Source organism: Cohnella panacarvi Gsoil 349 (genome assembly GCF_000515335.1).
In the GTDB taxonomy this organism is placed as follows: Bacteria; Bacillota; Bacilli; order Paenibacillales; family Paenibacillaceae; genus Cohnella; species Cohnella panacarvi.
The window spans coordinates 2001416-2017818 of sequence record NZ_KI911563.1 but is presented as its reverse complement, the minus strand read 5'-3'; the positions used below and the strand labels follow the sequence as shown (position 1 = coordinate 2017818).

Here is a 16403-nt window from a genome sequence, read left to right as displayed (position 1 = left end):
CGCGAGATGAATACGCAAGAAGGCATGAATTACGCCCCGCAAGGCAAGCCGGCCCCAGTGTGCCGGGATGGAGATTTTCCGTTCGCGGCGATCGGACTGGATCACGGTCACATCTATGGCATGTGCAACGGGCTTATCGAAGCAGGCGGCCATCTGAAATGGGTGTACGATCCGGACCCGGCCAAGGTGGAGAAGTTCATACACACGTATCCCGGAGTCAAGGCGGCTAGATCCGAACAGGAGATCCTGCAGGATTCGGACGTGAAATTGGTTGCCGGCGCCGCGATCACCTCGGAACGTTGCGCGCTGGGATTGCGCGTGATGTCGCACGGCAAGGATTACTTCACGGACAAAGCGCCTTTTACGACGCTAGAGCAACTGGAACTGGCTCGGCTCAAGGCTGCGCAGACCGGCATGAAGTACGCGGTTTATTACAGCGAGCGCGTACACGTGGAAAGCGCGGTCTATGCCGGACAATTGATCGATTCCGGCGCGATCGGCCGCGTGCTGCAGGTGAGCGGGTACGGGCCGCACCGCATTAGCGCCCCGTCCAGACCGGATTGGTTTTTCAACAAAGAACAATTCGGGGGCATTCTTTGCGATATCGGCAGTCATCAGTGCGAGCAATTTCTGTACTACACGGGCTCCAAGAATGCGACGGTGGCGAACAGCCAGGTCGCCAATTATAACCATAAGCAATATAAGACGTTCGAGGATTTCGGCGATTGCAACTTGGTGGGCGACAACGGCTCCACGGGGTACTTCCGCGTCGATTGGTTTACGCCGAACGGCCTTAGAACATGGGGGGACGGTCGTACGATCATTCTTGGAACCGAGGGATATATCGAGCTCAGGAAATACGTGGATATTGCCAGAGAGAAGGGCGGCGGACACGTCTACCTCGTGAATCAAGAGAGCGAGTACCATTTCGACGTTACCGGGAAAGTCGGATATCCGTTCTTCGGAGAATTGATTCTGGACTGCTTGAACCGTACGGAGATTGCGATGACGCAAGAGCACGCCTTCAAGGCGGCCGAGCTCTGCTTGGTGGCGCAACGCGACGCCAAATTAATCGAAGGCGCATAACCACCTATCACCTGAGTAGATTCGGCAAGCCCGGAGGCTATCATCAATGGAGGTTGTAGTTTATGGGGAATAAAGGAGTCATGTACTACATTAAACACGATTATCTCCTTTACTTCATGCTGATTGTTCCTGTTGTCTACCTATTGGCGTTCAAATACGCCCCTCTATACGGCATACAGATCGCGTTTAAGGATTACAACATTTTTCAGGGCATTCACGCGAGTCCCTGGAATCACTTCGAAACCTTCAATGAAATTTTCTCGTCGAGACAGTTCTTTCAGGCGGTTAGAAACACGCTGGTGCTGAACGGTTTGGACTTGATCGTGGGGTTTCCGGCACCGATTATTCTGGCGATATTGCTCAATGAGCTGGTATGGACGAGGTATAAGAAGGTAAGCCAGACCATCTTATATTTGCCCCATTTCCTTTCTTGGGTCATTATCGGCGGGATCGTCGCCCAGTTGTTTTCTCCCACGGGAATGCTGAACTCCTTGATCGTCGACCTGGGAGGTCACGGCCTGCCGTTCCTCACGGATAAATACGCATGGGTCGGCACCTACATTCTAGTCGGAATTTGGCAAAACGCGGGGTGGGGCACCATTCTGTATTTGGCGGCGATGACGGGTATCGACAACCAATTATATGAGGCGGCTGAAGCGGACGGCGCGGGCAGGTTCAGGAAAATATGGCACATTACGTTGCCGGGCATAAGGCCGACGATCGTCATACTGATGATCCTCCAGCTCGGCAATATTATGGCGATTAACTTCGACCGCCCCTTCAACATCCAGAACAACCTGGTCATGGACTACGGCGACGTGATTAGCACCTATGTCTATCGAGTAGGCATTCAATCCGCAGATTTTTCGTTAGGTACGGCAATCGGCCTGTTCCAGTCCGTTATTTGCTTAATATTCTTGTTAAGCTCCAATTATATCAGTCGCAAACTAGGAGACGACGGAATTTGGTAAGGAGATGCTGATCATGCTGCTGAAACGAAAAAACAGTATTGGCGACTATATCATTGCGTTCGTGATATTCATTGCGGTCTTCTTGTGCTTGGTTCCTTTTCTCTACATTTTCTCGCAGTCGTTAAGCTCCAATCGAGCGATAATCTCTCAATCCGTGACCGTCTATCCCATAGATTTCAATATTGAAGCCTATAAAGTCGTCTTCGCGGATGACGGCATGCTGTATTCCTTGTTCTATTCGGTCATTCTGACGGGCGGATTCGTCCTTCTATCGTTGACGACCACCGTCTTGGCTGCTTACCCGCTAACGAAGAAAAGACTCAAAGGCAGAAGCTTTTTTCTCCTCATGATGCTGTTTACGATGTATTTTAGCGGCGGGTTGATTCCCGATTATCTGAATATTAAAAATCTTGAGCTATTGAATACCCCTTGGGCGCTCGTTCTTCCAGGTCTGATGAACGTGTACTACATGATCATTATGAAATCGTTCTTTCAGAGCTTGCCCGAAAGCCTGGAAGAAGCTGCTCACCTGGACGGCTGCAACGACCTGCAGATTCTGCTTAAGATCGTGCTGCCTCTGTCCAAGCCGGCTCTTGCCACGATGAGTTTGCTATACGCCGTATTCCGGTGGAATTACTTTCAGGATGCTCTCTTCTACATTACGGACGAGAAGTATTATCCGATCCAGCTGAAGCTGTATAACGTCATTAATATTTCGCAGGACTTCGTCGGCGAGAACGCCAATGTCCTGCTGCCGTCGGAAGCGTTGAAAGCGGCAGCCATCATATTCGGCACGGTTCCGATTCTTCTCGTGTATCCGTGGCTCCAAAGATACTTCGTATCCGGCATGATGATAGGAGCCGTCAAAGGTTGATATAGATGTCGTGGGACGGAGCGTCCATTCTGTCCCGACCATTTATATACAAAATCATTTTCTAAGGAGAGGTTTCTATGAAGGTGGGGGCATCACGATGGATTTCTATGGCACTCGCGACGCTGATGATCGTGTCGACATTGGCCGCCTGTTCGTCGAACGGCGCAAATAAGTCAAGCGACACGGAGCCGGCAAGCAGCACGCCCGGCAATACGGCAAGCGACAGCGCGCCTAAAGAGCATCGGACGTTAACGGTCGAAGTGTTCGACAGGGGCAAACCCGGACAGCCGGATTTGAACAATAACTACTGGACCAAGTATATTAACGATAATTTCGGCAAGCAGTATAATGCCACCGTGAAGTTCGTTACCGTTCCCAGGTCTCAGGAAGTGGAGAAGCTGAACGTTCTGATGGCATCCTCCGACGCGCCGGACATTGTATTTACTTACGATGCGGGAACCGTGTATAAATTCTCGCAGCAGGGCGGTCTGACGGATCTTGGTCCGGTTCTCGAACAGCACGGAACCGACCTCGTTAACTATCTCGGCGAAGAAATATTAAAGTACGGCAAAATCGATGGCAAGCAATATGCGATACCGGGTAAGAGGACGGTTCTCGCGGGTTTCAATACGTTCATCCGCAAAGATTGGCTCGACAAACTGAGTCTTCCCGTCCCTACGACCGCGGAACAGTTCTACGACACGATGGTGGCGTTCAAGGAGAAGAATCCCGGCAACGTAACCGGAGTTATACCGTTCGGATATAGCCTGAACTCCGCTACCCCGGGTCTGGGCGATCTCATAGAAGCCTTCAAGCCGTCTAATCTCACGGAGCAACAATTCGCTACGCTTCAGCCGAATAGCGTGAGAACGCCGCCGTGGACAATGCCGGGGTATGATAAGGCCGTCCAATTCATGAACAAGATGTTTAACGAGGGACTGATAAGCCCGAACTTCACGACCGACAAGGACGGCAAACAGCTGGATGCCGATATTTCCAACGGCAAGGTCGGCGCGTTCTCCACCAACTGGGACGGACCGTACAGAACCGCTCCCGGCAACTATACCAACCTGAAGACGAACGTCCCGGGCGCGGAGCTTATTCCGATCAATCCGTGGCAGAACGATGCGGGCAAACATCCGAAGCAAGGTTATAGCCCGAACGGCATGTTTATCTTAGTGCCTACGTTCAGTAAAAATGCCGATCTCGCCGTCCAGTACCTCAATTGGATGGTCGACCCTAAGAATACGCTCTTCCTTCAGAACGGCGAGGAAGGCGTGGACTTTAACATGGTGAACGGGGTTCCGGTTCAGACGGGAACGACGACATCGGGCGATAAGATGATGACGGTGGCTAACAATCTCGACTACGACATTCTCTCGAACGGCATTGAGCTAGGGGATCCGCAGAAGAACGCGGCCGCGATCTCCGCAGGATATCCGGGTTTTGAGAAAGAAGTTGAGGAAGCTCTAAAAGTCGCAATGACGGACTATTACGCCCCTTACTACTTCTCCATACCGAATTCGGCCGAAGCCAAATACCACGGGCAGCTCACGAGCCTGTCGGCCCAAATGCTCGCCAAGCTGATTTTTGCCAAGCCGGCCGAATTCGACGGCTTGTATAAAACGCTGGTTGAACAGTATATGGAGCAAGGCGGCAAGGCCGTGGAGGATGAATTCATCAAAAATTACGAAACTCAGAACGGTCAATGATAAGTCGTTGATCCGAACGTTCAATCATACGCGGAAGGAGCGACTCCGGATGAATTCCGGAGTCGCTTCTTCTTGTGGTGTTGCCATTCCGCTCAAACTAGGATATATCAATTATATATTCGTATATATCATTGTTTTAGCCGGCGGGGTATCTCTATAATTTCACTAACCGCTCGTTTCGAGCGAGGTTGGAAGCGCTTGCAACCACGAATGATCTCATCTTGCCAATCAAAGGAGATGTTATGATGTTAAGAGTCGTACAAGTAGAGAACGGAGTCGTCCAGGGGCTGCCTGCGGCGGACCCGCGGATTACGAGCTTCAAAGGAATTCCGTTCGCCGCTCCGCCCGTCGGAGAGAATCGCTGGCGCGCGCCTCAGCCCGCGAAGGACTGGGAAGGCGTGCTCAAAGCGCATGAATTCTCGCCGATCCCGATGCAAGTCAGGCAAGAGCTGGACGATAATAATATCTATACCCGAGAGTGGGCCGTGGAGCCGGACATCGCGATGAGCGAGGACTGCCTTTACCTGAACGTATGGACGCCCGCCAAGCGGACGGACGAGAAGCTGCCGGTATACGTTTGGTATTTCGGCGGAGCCCTGCAGGTCGGTCATCCGTCCGAGATGGAGTTCGACGGAGAACGCATCGCCAGGCGCGGCATCGTGGTCGTTACGATCAACTACCGGCTGAACGCGTTCGGATTCTTGTGCCATCCCGAGATTACGGCGGAATCGCCCGAAGCGCCGGCCAACTTCGGCAACCTTGATCAGCAGGCGGCGACAAGATGGGTGAAGCGCAATATCGCCGCGTTCGGCGGCGATCCCGACAATATGACCATCGGCGGACAATCCGCCGGCGGCGGGAGCGTCATGAGCCAGCTTACGTCGCCTCAGAACGAGGGACTCTTCAAGAGGGCGATCGTACAGAGCGGAATGTTCGCGAAGATCTATCCCGGATCGCCGATGCCCGGATATCGCAAACCTCTGGAGGCTGCCGAGCAGGACGGCGTCAAGTTCTTCGAATATCTCGGCGTTAGCACTCTTGCGGAAGCGAGGAGACTGGATGCGGCCTATCTCCGCGACAAGGCGATGGCATTCGGCCATTGGGGATTCTGGCATACGGTCGTCGATCATACGTTCAGCGTGGGCGACCCGTTCGAGCTGTTCCTGCAGAACAAGCGATGGATGGTGCCGGTCATGTTCGGCCATACTTCTTCCGAGTTTCTGAGCGTTCCGGCTTGCGATACGGCGGAAGACTTCAAGAGAATGGCAGCCGAGTTGTTCGGCGACGATGCCGAGACGTATCTTCAGCTTTGCGGAATGGAGTCGGGGAATATCGAAGAGATGAAGAAGAAAGCGGCGGCAAGCGGAATAGAGTTCGCGAATCGCATTATCGCGCGGGCGAATTCGGATACCGGCGCTAACGTTCCTCTTTACTATTATAACTTCGATGCGGAAATACCGGGCTGGGACAACCCCGGCACGTTCCATTCGGTGGATCTATGGTTTTTCTTCGAGACGCTGGCCAAGTGCTGGAGGCCGTTCGTCGGCAAGCATTACGACCTTGCGCGTCAGATGTGCAATTACTGGGCGAACTTCATCCGCACGGGAGATCCGAACGGAATCGATTCCACGGGGGAAGAGCTGCCTCGTTGGGACGTCATTACGTCCGAAGCCCCGTTCGGAATGCTGTTCAAGGATAAGTCGGAGTTCTCCAGAGAACAGCCGGGCGAGCTCATGAAGTTCCTCGTGCGGCAATATTTCAAGAATAGATGAGGATCCTATGAATGAAGCTTCAAGCGAGATGAGCGCAGTCCAGGTTGGCAAGGAGCCGATCTGGACGCCTTCGTTTCGCAATCTGTTTATCATTAGCGCCTTGCTGAACTTCGGACAATTCATGATGAGCGCGCTCGTTCCGAAATTCGCCGAGCATCTGGGGGCATCCGCCGCGATCATTGGGACGGTATCCGGCATGTTCGCCGTCACTGCGCTTGCGGCGAGGCCGTTCGTCGGTCCGTCTGCAGGATATTTTCGCAAGAACCGGCTGCTCGCGGCTGCTGCCGGCATCATTCTGCTCGCGTTCGTCTGCTACGGAGCGGCGGACAGCATCTCCATGGTCATGGCGGGAAGACTGCTTCACGGCATCGGGATGGGCTTGCTTGCTCCGGTAAGTCTGGCGATGGCCGGGGACGTATTGCCGAGCCGGAGGCTGGCTACCGGGATCGGCGTTTTTTCGTTGGGGCAGGCGGGAGCGACGGCAGTCGGTCCGTCGATCGGTTTGGAATTGGTCGAAGCGTTCGGCTATTCCGCGACGTTCTGGATCGGTTCCGTTCTTATGGGCATCGTTGTGGTGCTCGCATGGCGTCTGGCATCCGACAAGCCTGCTCGGGGAACGCGATTCCAACTGTCCCTGCATCGCATGGTTGCTTCCGAAGTGTTGATTCCGACCGTCATCCTATTCTTCCTTGCGGGTGCCCACGCTTGCATACAGGCCTTTATTCTAATCTACGGCGGCGTTAACGGAGTCGATGAAATCGGTTTGTTCTTTACGACGTACGCGGTATGCCTATTGATCGCCAGGCCGCTTGTCGGCAAGATCGCAGATACGTACGGGATGGATAAAGTCATCCTTCCCGGCATTCTGCTGTTCGCCGTCTCGATGATCGTAATCAGTTATTCCCGCACGCTCCCGATGTTTCTAGTCGCCGGAGGCATCTCGTCCTTCGGATACGGGATCTGCCTTCCCTCCATACAGACGCTGAGCATTCGGCTCGTTGCCTCGTCCAGAAGAGCCGTGGCGAGCAATACGAATTATATCGGAATAGACGCCGGTTATTTGATCGCCCCGGCGATTGCGGGGCTGATCATTTCTTATGTTCAACGGCATAGCGGCGATGAACCGTTGGCGTACGCGGTCATGTATAGGCTGATGTCGATTCCGATCGTCGTCGCGTTCATCATTTACTTTGTTTATAAGAAGAAACTAACCGGGAAGCTGAACGATCGATCTTAATGCCGATACGATTATGCGAGCAATCGTTTCTGTTGGATCTTGCGGAAGATCACGCCGTGCGTCGGGGAAAAGAGGAGGGCAAGCAGGAACAATCCCCCGGCGACGCAGATCATGCTGCCCGCGATCGAAGCATCGAGCATACGCGCCAAGTAATAGCCGATAACGGAGCTTGCGCAGCCGAGCACGATGCTGATCAAGATCATCCGGCTCAGCCTTTCCGTGAGCAGATAGGCCGTAGCGGGCGGAACGACGAGCATGCCGACGACCAGAATGGCTCCGACGCTTTCGAAGGATGCGACCGTGCTGACGGATACGAGTCCCATCAGCAAATAATGGAACAGCGCGACCGGAATGCCGACGGCGGCAGCCATGGCCGGATCGAAGGAGCAGATTTTGAACTGCTTGTAGAACGCCGTAATCAGAATCACGCATAGCAGCAGCGCCAATCCGATACCCCAAACCGCCTTCGGCCCGATGTCGACTCCGCCTATCTCGATCGTATTCCAAGGAACATAAGCGATTTCGCCGTAGAGCACGCAATCCAGGTCCAGATCGATATTGCGGGTATACATGCTGACGAGGATGACTCCGACGGCGAACAGCGCCGTGAAGACGACGCCGATAGAAGCGTCCGACTGGACGCCGCTCTGATGGAACAGTTGAATCAGGAATACGGTAATGAGACCGATAACCGCCGCGCCGAGCAGCATGAACAGAGAATCTCTCGAGCCGCTGATCAAGAAGGCGATTACGATTCCCGGCAATACGGAGTGACTGATGGCATCGCCGATCATCGCCATTTTCCGCAGGACGAGAAAACAGCCTACGATGCCGCAGGTGCTCGCGACGAGCGCGCCGGTTAATATAATCCAGAACGTACTCATACGGTCGTCTCCTTTCTTTCCGCCTGAAGCACGGACTTCTCCTGTTCGCCGCGCAATTTGTTCCGTACGTATGCGCGCAGCAGCAGCTTGGATAATACCCCGCGACGCGGAGCGGCTACGACGGAAACCACGAATAAGGAGGTTGCGACAAGCACGGTCAGGGGACCGGTCGGCAGATTGTTTCCGTTCGCGCTTATGAAGGTGCCGACCAATCCGCTGAGCGCGCCGAACGCCCCGGCGAGCACGACCATAAGCCCGAGCTTCTCGGTCCAGTATCTTGCGGATACGGCCGGCGTGATCAGGAGGGCCGCCATCAACACGACGCCGACCGCTTGTATGCCGACGACGACCGCGACGACGATCAGAAACATGATCAGCTGATCCATAAAGGCGACCGGATAACCGATGCCGCGCGCAAAGCCGGGATCGAAGCTGAGAAGCTTGAATTCCTTGAACAGGAGGGTGCAAACGCCGATCAGGAATAGGGAGATGACGGCCATGATTCTCACGTCGGACAGAAGCATGGAAGCGGCCTGACCGAACAGGAATTTATCCAATCCGCTTTGGTTCCCGTTCCCGGAATGCTGGATTTGGGTCAACAAGACGATGCCTAGCCCGAAGAACACGGTAAGGACGATGGCTAGAGCGGAATCCTGCTTGATTCGCGTATGTCGCGTAATATAGCCGATGCCGAACGTGGCCGCAAGTCCGGCGGCCGCCGCGCCGACAAGGAACAGCGCGATGGATTTGGAGCCGCTGAGCATGAAGGCGATGCACACGCCGGGAAGCGCCGCGTGCGACAAGGCGTCCCCCATTAAGGATTGCTTGCGCAAGTAGGCGAAGCTGCCGATTACCCCGCTGCTTAATCCGAGCAGCATGCAACCGAACAGGATCCACTGCACGTTAGGATCTTGGAGGATATTCAACCAATCCGACATCTTCGTCACCTTCCGTTCATGATCAAGGTCGATGAGGTGTCCCGATCCAGCATCGTTAATCTTCCGCCGTACGTTCTCTGCAGATTATCGGCCGTGAACGTCATCTCCGTCGGACCGAATTCGATTAGATTCACGTTCAGCAGCATGACCCAGTCGAAATATTCTTTGACCGTAGCAAGGTCGTGATGGACGACAAGCACGGTTTTTCCCTGCTTCTTCAGCTCGTTCAGCAGCGTAACGATCGCCTTCTCGGTGGCGGCGTCGACGCCGACGAACGGTTCATCCATAAAGTACAGCTTGGCGTCCTGAGCGAGCGCCCTCGCCAGGAATATGCGCTGCTGCTGACCGCCGGAAAGCTGGCTGATCTGCCTATCCGCATACGCCTCCATGCCGACCTTCGCCAAACATTCCATGGCGATCTTCCTCTCGGCGCTCCCGGGGCGCTTGAACCAGCCTAAATGTCCGTAGCGTCCCATCGTCACGACATCCAATGCGTTCGTAGGGAAGTCCCAATCGACGGATTCCCGCTGGGGGACGTAACCGACCAGCTTGCGCTGGGCCGCGTACGGTTTGCCATAAATCGAGACATCGCCGGACAAGCGGGGAATGAGTCCGAGAGCGGCTTTAATCAGCGTCGACTTTCCGGCGCCGTTCGGCCCGACGATTCCAATCAGCTTACCTTCCGGAACGGTGAATGTAACGCCTTGAAGCACGGGTTTCTTCTGATAGGCGACGGATAGATCGCGAATAGTCAGCGGACTTGCATGCATGGCGGATTTCTCCTCTCCCTCTATTTCAATGCTCCTACGATCGTATCTGCGTTATGCCGAACCATGCCGATATAAGTACCTTCCGGCGTGCCTTCTTCTCCCATGGCATCGGAGAACAGCTCGCCGCCGACTTTCAGTTCATGGCCTTTCTCCTTAGCTCCTTGAATGACGGCGTCAATCGCCTTGCGGGGAACGCTGGACTCGATGAATACCGCTTTGATCTTGTTGTCGATCAGGAAATCCCGCAAGTCGGTAACGTCTTTCGTGCCCGCTTCGGAAGCGGTGCTCATCCCCTGCAAGCCCATGACTTTCATCCCGTACGCGTCTCCGAAATATCCGAAAGCATCGTGCGCCGTCACCAGCACGCGGCTCTGTTCCGGGATCGTCTTGATCTTCTCGGCCACTTCGGCGTCAAGCTGCCGCAATTCATTCAGATAGGCTTCGGCATTCGTCGCGTATTGTTCCGCATGGGCGGGATCGAATTCCGCAAGCGCGTCCCGGATCGACTCGGCGGCTTTCATCCAAAGCTGAACGTTAAACCAGATGTGCGGATCGAACTCCGTATCCAATCCGATTTGCGCTCCGGTTCTCAGCAAGGAGCGGTCGATTTTCTCCGATACGGCGACGGTCGGTTTATCTTTGGCCATTTTCTCGAGTATTTCGACCATCTTGCCCTCCAGATGCAAGCCGTTATAGAAGATGATATCCGCTTTATCCAGTTTATTAATATCTCCCTCGGAAGCTTTGTACAAGTGAGGGTCTACTCCCGCTCGCATAAGCCCGGTCACTTCGGCGTATTCCCCGCCGATCCGTTCGACGACGTCCGTGATCATTCCAATCGTCGTCGTCACTTTAATGGTTTTCTCTTCGCCCGTCGCGGCTTTGTCGTTGCCGCATGCGGTCAAGACGGCCAATACGGCGAACGCGAGAATGATGAACAACGGCTTTGCAACTGGCATGAATCGATCTCTCCTTCTCCCATGAATAGGCTAGGTTCTGCGCCAAGCATGCACGGCGACAGAGGTTTGCGGGCAAGCTCTTTCCCGCGAGCAATTAAGTTTCCTGTATGCAACTTTAAGGGTAAAAAAATACGCAATGCCATCAGTTGCTCGCTGCCTACATTATTAACATACACCAACACACTTTCCTTCACAACAAAAATTTTACCTTAGGCAAGAAATATTGTTTTATTATCCAGTCCTACCAAGCCGATCCTCCTTGCAGGAAACGCGCTTCCAGATGGGTGCCGGCGATCTTCTGCAGCCTTACGCCGATCGGCGCGCTCCCGGTATGCAGGATATATCCGTTGCCGGCGTAGATGCCGCAGTGGGTAACGATCTGCTTGCTTTTATCGATGCCTTCGTACCTTCCCGGCTCCGGGCCGGTATAGTTCATGAAGAATAGTAAATCGCCTTTCCTGGCTTGTTCCAGCTTGTAGAATTTCCGGCTTCCGTAACGTTTGACGTATTCCCATTGCGACCGGCTGTCCCATGCATGGATCTCCATGCCTAATCCGCCGAGAAGGGCATAATGCACGAAGTCGCTGCAATCGAAGGTGGACGGCTCGTATCGTTCGCTGCCGTACACGTAAGGGGCGCCCATGAATAGCTTTCCGAACGCGATAAGCTTATCGGGAAGATTGTTCTTGACGGTCGGGTAGGCTTTCGTATTCGCGCCATGCGCTCTAATGCCGCTGCTTATTCCTACGTCGCCTAACTCCAGATCTTCGATATTGCTGCCGTCCGGCAGCATTCCCGGCTGCGTCGTCCGCCCGTCGGAAGAAGGCGCCGTTCCATTCTGCTGGCAAGCGGTCAGGATGCATAGTACCAATATCATCCCCGGCAATTTCCTCATCCGGTTTATGCTTAACAGGGTCCGCATATCGATTTCTCCTTTAATCTCCTAAGTTCGTTATCGTAGGATTCCCCACTTGCCCGGAAGAAAAAACACTTTCGCGCATTCGCGAAAGTGTCGGCAGGCGGATGAACAACATCATGCCGTGATCATTCCTCTTCGAACGTCTCTCCCTTGCGGTAACGGATCGGAGAGACGCCGACGTTCTTCTTGAACGCGGTGCTGAAGTAGTGCTGGGATTCGTAGCCGACGGCGTCGGCGATATCCGCGATGCTTCGGGTCGTCGAATTCAGGAGCTGGACCGCCTTGGCGATGCGGATTTGCGTAAGCAGCGCGACGAACGTCGTCTCGAGCTCCTGCTTGAACAAGCGGCTTAAGTAGACGGAAGATACCCCGATCGTTCTAGCCGTGCTCTCCAGCGATAGCAGCGGATCGTCGTAGTGATCGCGCAGATGCTGCCTCGCTCTGCGAACGAGAGGCGAGATCGCGGCTTCCTTGTAGACGCCGGAGCGCGCTTTGCGGAACGCCTGCGCGACGCCGTCCAGGCCGTTCTCGACCGGTTCCGCGTGAACGATGACTTGCAGCTTGAGATAAAGGTTGACCGCTTTCTCGATCGAAGCGAACCGGGCGGTTTCCTCCGTATCCCAGACGATGAGACAGATGAAGCCGAGCGGGTCCCTGAACACGACGAGCGGATACGGCGATAGAATCTCCTCGGAGATGTTCTCTATCGCGAACAGCATGAGCTGGCGTTCCCGTTCCGAGCGGACGGATTGTCCCAGATCCACCTCGGGCCAGCGGATGATGCCGATCATGGAAGGAGCTTCGTCCGGCAATTCTAGGAAACGAAGCTGCTCCAGCACTTCCTGCCGGCTCACCGACGCTTCGATCCATTCGTTGCAGAAGCGCTCGCGGAGGAGCGGGATGTTCTTGCGAATTTGGTTCGATGCAAGCTGGATATGCTTGGCTTGCGTCTTGGCTCGATCCAATTGCGACTTGATTCGGCGGACGACTTCCGTCAGATCGGTCGGATTCGCGGGCTTGAGGATGTATTCGTCAACTCCGAGCCGAACGGCCTTCTGCGCATAGTTGAATTCGTCATGGCCGGTAACGATTACGATTCGGCAAGCGGGAAGGCGCTGCTTGATTTCCTGAATCAACGAGATTCCGTTCATGATCGGCATGTTCAGATCGACGAGCATGAGGTGAGCCTCATGCTTCAGCGCCAGCTCGAGCGCTTCTTCCCCGTCTTCCGCCTCAGCGACGACATCCATTTCGTGAGCCGCCCAATCGACGGCTTCGCGCAATCCTTCGCGGATGATCGGCTCGTCGTCGGCAATGATGACTTTCCATAGGGATTCGGCCACCTTTTATCCCTCCTCTTCGTGTATCGGGAACATCAACGTCACGGTCGTTCCGACGCCAGGCTCGCTATCGATGCTTATCCCGCAAGCGGGAGTTCCGTAGGTTAATTTAAGTCTGGCCTGAACGTTGGATAGTCCGTAGCCGGAGCCGGCAGTCTCGACGGGCGCCTGCATCGGATGGTTCAGCTTCTCCCGCATCAGCGCAAGCGTTCGTTCATCCATGCCTACGCCGTCGTCTGTTACCGACAGCTCGATCATAAGGTCTCGGCGAATGCCCCGAACCGTAATCGTGCCCGGTCCGCGTCGTTCCTTAATACCGTGATAGATCGCGTTCTCGACGATCGGCTGCAGGATGACTTTCAGCGAAGACAGATGCGCGATGTCGGGATCGAGATCAAGAGAGTATTTCAGTTTGTCCCGGTAGCGCAGCTTCTGGATTTGCAGATAGCTGCGGACGTGGTCGAACTCCTCGGCCAGCGGAATAAATTCGTTGCCCTTGCTGAGCCCGATCCGGTATAGCTTCGACAGCGCGCTTACCATCTCCGAGACGTCCGTCGCCCCTTGCTTGCGGGCCATCCAGTCGATCGTATTGAGCGTATTGTACAGAAAATGAGGCTTAATCTGCGCCTGAAGGATGCGAAGCTCGGCTTCCCGCTTCTGCCTCTCCTGTTTCTCCGTTAATTGCAGCAGATCGCCGATCTTCGTCAGCATACTGTTATAGCTGCGGCCCAGCATCCCCACTTCGTCCATCGTATCGCCCCAATAGCGCGTCTTCAGATCGCCGGACTCCGCCCGGTGCATGAACGCCATCAAGCGATGAATCGGTCGCGATATGCCGTGCGAGAGCGCGAAGGACGCGGTTATGCCGAGCAAGCAGACGACGAACACGAACGTGCCGACGTAAAGGCGGATTTGCCTGACCTCCGGCGCGGCTTCTTCCGTGGAGAACACGCCGATCGTCGACCAATTCGTAAATGAAGATTTGCGGAAAATAAACTGCAGTTTCCGGTCGTTGATCGTCTCTACGAATTGACCGGAAGGCTGTCCTTTCAGCCACATGAGCGGAATCTTCTGGAATCCGAGCTGTTTAGGCACATAGATGGGTTCGCCTTTTTCGTCTATGACCATCAGCAGTCCGGTTTTGCCAAGCCGCACGTCCTGGGCGGTCTCCACGATCACTCTTAGCTTAAGGTCAATGAGCACGACGCCCATCACCTTCTGCGTGTCGGGATCGACAATCGCGCGGACCGCGGAGACGACCTCGGTATCCTTGTAATTCGCGTGAGTCGTCACGTTGCGTCCGTAAGGGTGTCCGATAACCTTGAAGATGCCTTTGCCGGCGACCGCTTCCTGGTACCAGGTTTCGAGCGTCAGGTCCTTGGAGGCGGAGCGGGAATACATGTCATTGCTTAAGTAATCGCCCCTCGCGTTGACGACCATGATGCCGGCGATTTCCGTCTGCAGCGTCGGGAAGCCCCGCATGAACTCCAGCGCTTCCTCGCGGGTTGCCCGATCGGGCTTGTCCCGATACAGAAACGCTCGGATTTCCGGATTGTACGAGATCAGATAGGTCGTGTTCTGCACGTTGCCGACGTAAAACTCGAGAGACCGGTTGACCTTCGAGATCAACTGCAGCGTGTTTTCGTTCATTTGCTTCTCGATAATCCGATTGACGACGAAGTCCGTTAACAGTCCCAGAATTAAAGAGGGAAGAATCGTAATCAACAGGAAATGGACGAGCAGCTTGTAACGGATGGGCAAGTTCCTCGGCAGCAGGCGTCGAAAGAAAGAGTGTCTATCCTTCATGTTTACCGATTGCATTCCCCCGAGCCCCCATTCCGGCTTATTTGGCGTAATAGTTGTCTACGTTATCCTTCGTCACGATCGTAATGCCGGTATCGATGAACGGAGGCAGCGGATGCGCGCCGTTCATATCCTCGCTGTTCGGCTGAACCAAGCCGTGATTCTGATGGAACAGCTCGATTAACGACCAGTAGCCCATGTTCCAAGTGCCCTGGGCCAACGTTGCGTTGATCGTTCCGTTCTTCACCATGTCGAGCGTTCCTTTGTCGATATCGAAGCCGATCACGACTTTCCGGCCAGTCAAGCCTCGCTCCTGTAACGTTAGTCCGATGCCGACGCCGCCGTTCGCTTGGGTAGCGAAGAAACCGTCGATTTCCGGATGCGCATCCAGCAGCGTCTCGGCCGCTTGCGCCGAGCCTTGAACGCTGCCTTTGCCGTCGGCGATCTCGATGACTCGAATGCCCGGGAACTCTTGCTGGATCGTCTCCACGAACCCTTCGGTCCGCTCTTGGTGGTTCAATTGCTTAGGCTGCGTCAATACCGCGGCTTCGCCTTGGCCCGACATTAGACGGCCCAGCTCGCGCGCCGCCTTCGTCCCGGCGCTGTAATTGTCCGTCCCGAGGAATGAATGCGCCTTGCTGCCCGCCGCGCCGGAATCGAACAGCACGATCGGGATACCGGCGTTCACCGCTTTGTCGATCGTCGCGTTAAGCGCCTCCGGATTGATCGCCGTAACGGCGATTCCGGCGGGTTTCCTGGCGATGACTTGCTCCAGCACCGTAATCTCCTCGTTGGCGTCGTATTGGCTCGCGCCGCGGAATTCGACGGAGACGTTAAGCACCTGTGCCGCATCCTCGAAGCCTTTCATAATGCTTCTCCAATAATCCAAATCCGATTGAAACGTGACGAGCACGTATTTCTCTTCTATATCTCCCATAAGCCCGATCGGATTCTCGTTCCAAGCGTCGTTCTTATCGTCGCGAATGCCGTAATACCAGAAGAAGAGCAGGAACAAACCCGTCACGAGTCCATATACGATCAGCAATAGCGGTTTTTTCACTGCGAGCCGGCCTCCTTGATCGGGCGGTGTCTAGCATTCAACTCCATCATAGAAGGGTTGCCATCCGCCGTCTTTTCA

At 54.7% G+C, this 16403-nt stretch carries 14 protein-coding genes; 6 read left to right on the top strand and 8 right to left on the bottom strand.

From position 1 onward, the window contains the following. The first annotated feature begins 6 nt into the window (after positions 1-6). The 6 genes from COHPA_RS0109670 (at position 7) to COHPA_RS0109645 (ending at position 7652) form a co-directional block, all read left to right on the top strand. The gene (locus COHPA_RS0109670; RefSeq protein WP_027085976.1) at positions 7-1086 is read left to right on the top strand and encodes a Gfo/Idh/MocA family protein; all 1080 of its coding nucleotides are present in this window, start codon (positions 7-9) and stop codon (positions 1084-1086) included. Between the two features lie 62 nt (positions 1087-1148). After that, a complete protein-coding gene (locus COHPA_RS0109665) occupies positions 1149-2057 on the top strand; it encodes an ABC transporter permease (RefSeq protein ID WP_027085975.1) in 909 nt (302 codons plus the stop codon). A gap of 13 nt (positions 2058-2070) precedes the next feature. Beyond that, positions 2071-2931 (top strand): carbohydrate ABC transporter permease, encoded by an 861-nt coding sequence (locus tag COHPA_RS0109660; protein WP_027085974.1) that lies wholly within the window; start codon positions 2071-2073, stop codon positions 2929-2931. A 107-nt stretch (positions 2932-3038) separates the two neighbouring features. Further along, a complete protein-coding gene (locus COHPA_RS0109655; protein WP_027085973.1) occupies positions 3039-4643 on the top strand; it encodes an extracellular solute-binding protein in 1605 nt (534 codons plus the stop codon). 245 nt (positions 4644-4888) lie between these two features. Beyond that, positions 4889-6415 carry a carboxylesterase/lipase family protein gene (locus COHPA_RS0109650; RefSeq protein ID WP_027085972.1) on the top strand — a complete coding sequence of 509 codons (1527 nt, stop codon included), beginning with the start codon at positions 4889-4891 and terminating at the stop codon, positions 6413-6415. A gap of 7 nt (positions 6416-6422) precedes the next feature. Then, entirely contained in the window at positions 6423-7652 is a 1230-nt protein-coding gene (locus tag COHPA_RS0109645) for an MFS transporter (protein ID WP_027085971.1), read from the top strand. Positions 7653-7663: 11 nt separating this feature from the next. On the opposite strand, the gene COHPA_RS0109640 is transcribed toward COHPA_RS0109645, so the two are convergent. The 8 genes from COHPA_RS0109640 to COHPA_RS0109605 form a co-directional block, all read right to left on the bottom strand. After that, positions 7664-8536 carry a metal ABC transporter permease gene (locus COHPA_RS0109640; RefSeq protein WP_027085970.1) on the bottom strand — a complete coding sequence of 291 codons (873 nt, stop codon included), beginning with the start codon at positions 8534-8536 and terminating at the stop codon, positions 7664-7666. Next, positions 8533-9474 carry a metal ABC transporter permease gene (locus COHPA_RS0109635; RefSeq protein ID WP_027085969.1) on the bottom strand — a complete coding sequence of 314 codons (942 nt, stop codon included), beginning with the start codon at positions 9472-9474 and terminating at the stop codon, positions 8533-8535. Before COHPA_RS0109635 ends, COHPA_RS0109640 begins: the two co-directional genes overlap by 4 nt. Before the next feature lie 5 nt (positions 9475-9479). Beyond that, entirely contained in the window at positions 9480-10244 is a 765-nt protein-coding gene (locus tag COHPA_RS0109630) for a metal ABC transporter ATP-binding protein (protein WP_027085968.1), read from the bottom strand. Positions 10245-10264: 20 nt separating this feature from the next. Beyond that, a complete protein-coding gene (locus COHPA_RS0109625) occupies positions 10265-11203 on the bottom strand; it encodes a metal ABC transporter solute-binding protein, Zn/Mn family (RefSeq protein WP_027085967.1) in 939 nt (312 codons plus the stop codon). Positions 11204-11444: 241 nt separating this feature from the next. After that, positions 11445-12125, bottom strand: coding sequence for a C40 family peptidase (locus COHPA_RS24350; RefSeq protein WP_027085966.1), 681 nt, complete (start codon positions 12123-12125; stop codon positions 11445-11447). 122 nt (positions 12126-12247) lie between these two features. Further along, positions 12248-13465, bottom strand: coding sequence for a response regulator transcription factor (locus COHPA_RS0109615; protein ID WP_027085965.1), 1218 nt, complete (start codon positions 13463-13465; stop codon positions 12248-12250). A 3-nt stretch (positions 13466-13468) separates the two neighbouring features. Further along, positions 13469-15283: a cache domain-containing sensor histidine kinase gene (locus COHPA_RS0109610; RefSeq protein ID WP_027085964.1), complete on the bottom strand. Its 1815-nt coding sequence runs from the start codon at positions 15281-15283 to the stop codon at positions 13469-13471. 22 nt (positions 15284-15305) lie between these two features. Continuing rightward, positions 15306-16325, bottom strand: coding sequence for a substrate-binding domain-containing protein (locus COHPA_RS0109605; RefSeq protein WP_027085963.1), 1020 nt, complete (start codon positions 16323-16325; stop codon positions 15306-15308). Positions 16326-16403: the final 78 nt, after the last annotated feature.

Excerpts from the sequence above, each read along its gene's own strand:
- COHPA_RS0109635 (WP_027085969.1), bottom strand. The coding sequence starts at position 9,474 with ATGTCGGATTGGTTGAATATCCTCCAAGATCCTAACGTGCAGTGGATC.
- COHPA_RS0109650 (WP_027085972.1), top strand. The coding sequence starts at position 4,889 with ATGTTAAGAGTCGTACAAGTAGAGAACGGAGTCGTCCAGGGGCTGCCT.
- COHPA_RS0109660 (WP_027085974.1), top strand. The coding sequence starts at position 2,071 with ATGCTGCTGAAACGAAAAAACAGTATTGGCGACTATATCATTGCGTTC.
- COHPA_RS0109665 (WP_027085975.1), top strand. The coding sequence starts at position 1,149 with ATGGGGAATAAAGGAGTCATGTACTACATTAAACACGATTATCTCCTT.
- COHPA_RS0109630 (WP_027085968.1), bottom strand. The coding sequence starts at position 10,244 with ATGCATGCAAGTCCGCTGACTATTCGCGATCTATCCGTCGCCTATCAG.
- COHPA_RS0109640 (WP_027085970.1), bottom strand. The coding sequence starts at position 8,536 with ATGAGTACGTTCTGGATTATATTAACCGGCGCGCTCGTCGCGAGCACC.
- COHPA_RS0109645 (WP_027085971.1), top strand. The coding sequence starts at position 6,423 with ATGAATGAAGCTTCAAGCGAGATGAGCGCAGTCCAGGTTGGCAAGGAG.
- COHPA_RS0109655 (WP_027085973.1), top strand. The coding sequence starts at position 3,039 with ATGGCACTCGCGACGCTGATGATCGTGTCGACATTGGCCGCCTGTTCG.
- COHPA_RS0109610 (WP_027085964.1), bottom strand. The coding sequence starts at position 15,283 with ATGCAATCGGTAAACATGAAGGATAGACACTCTTTCTTTCGACGCCTG.
- COHPA_RS0109670 (WP_027085976.1), top strand. The coding sequence starts at position 7 with ATGAATACGCAAGAAGGCATGAATTACGCCCCGCAAGGCAAGCCGGCC.
- COHPA_RS24350 (WP_027085966.1), bottom strand. The coding sequence starts at position 12,125 with ATGCGGACCCTGTTAAGCATAAACCGGATGAGGAAATTGCCGGGGATG.
- COHPA_RS0109625 (WP_027085967.1), bottom strand. The coding sequence starts at position 11,203 with ATGCCAGTTGCAAAGCCGTTGTTCATCATTCTCGCGTTCGCCGTATTG.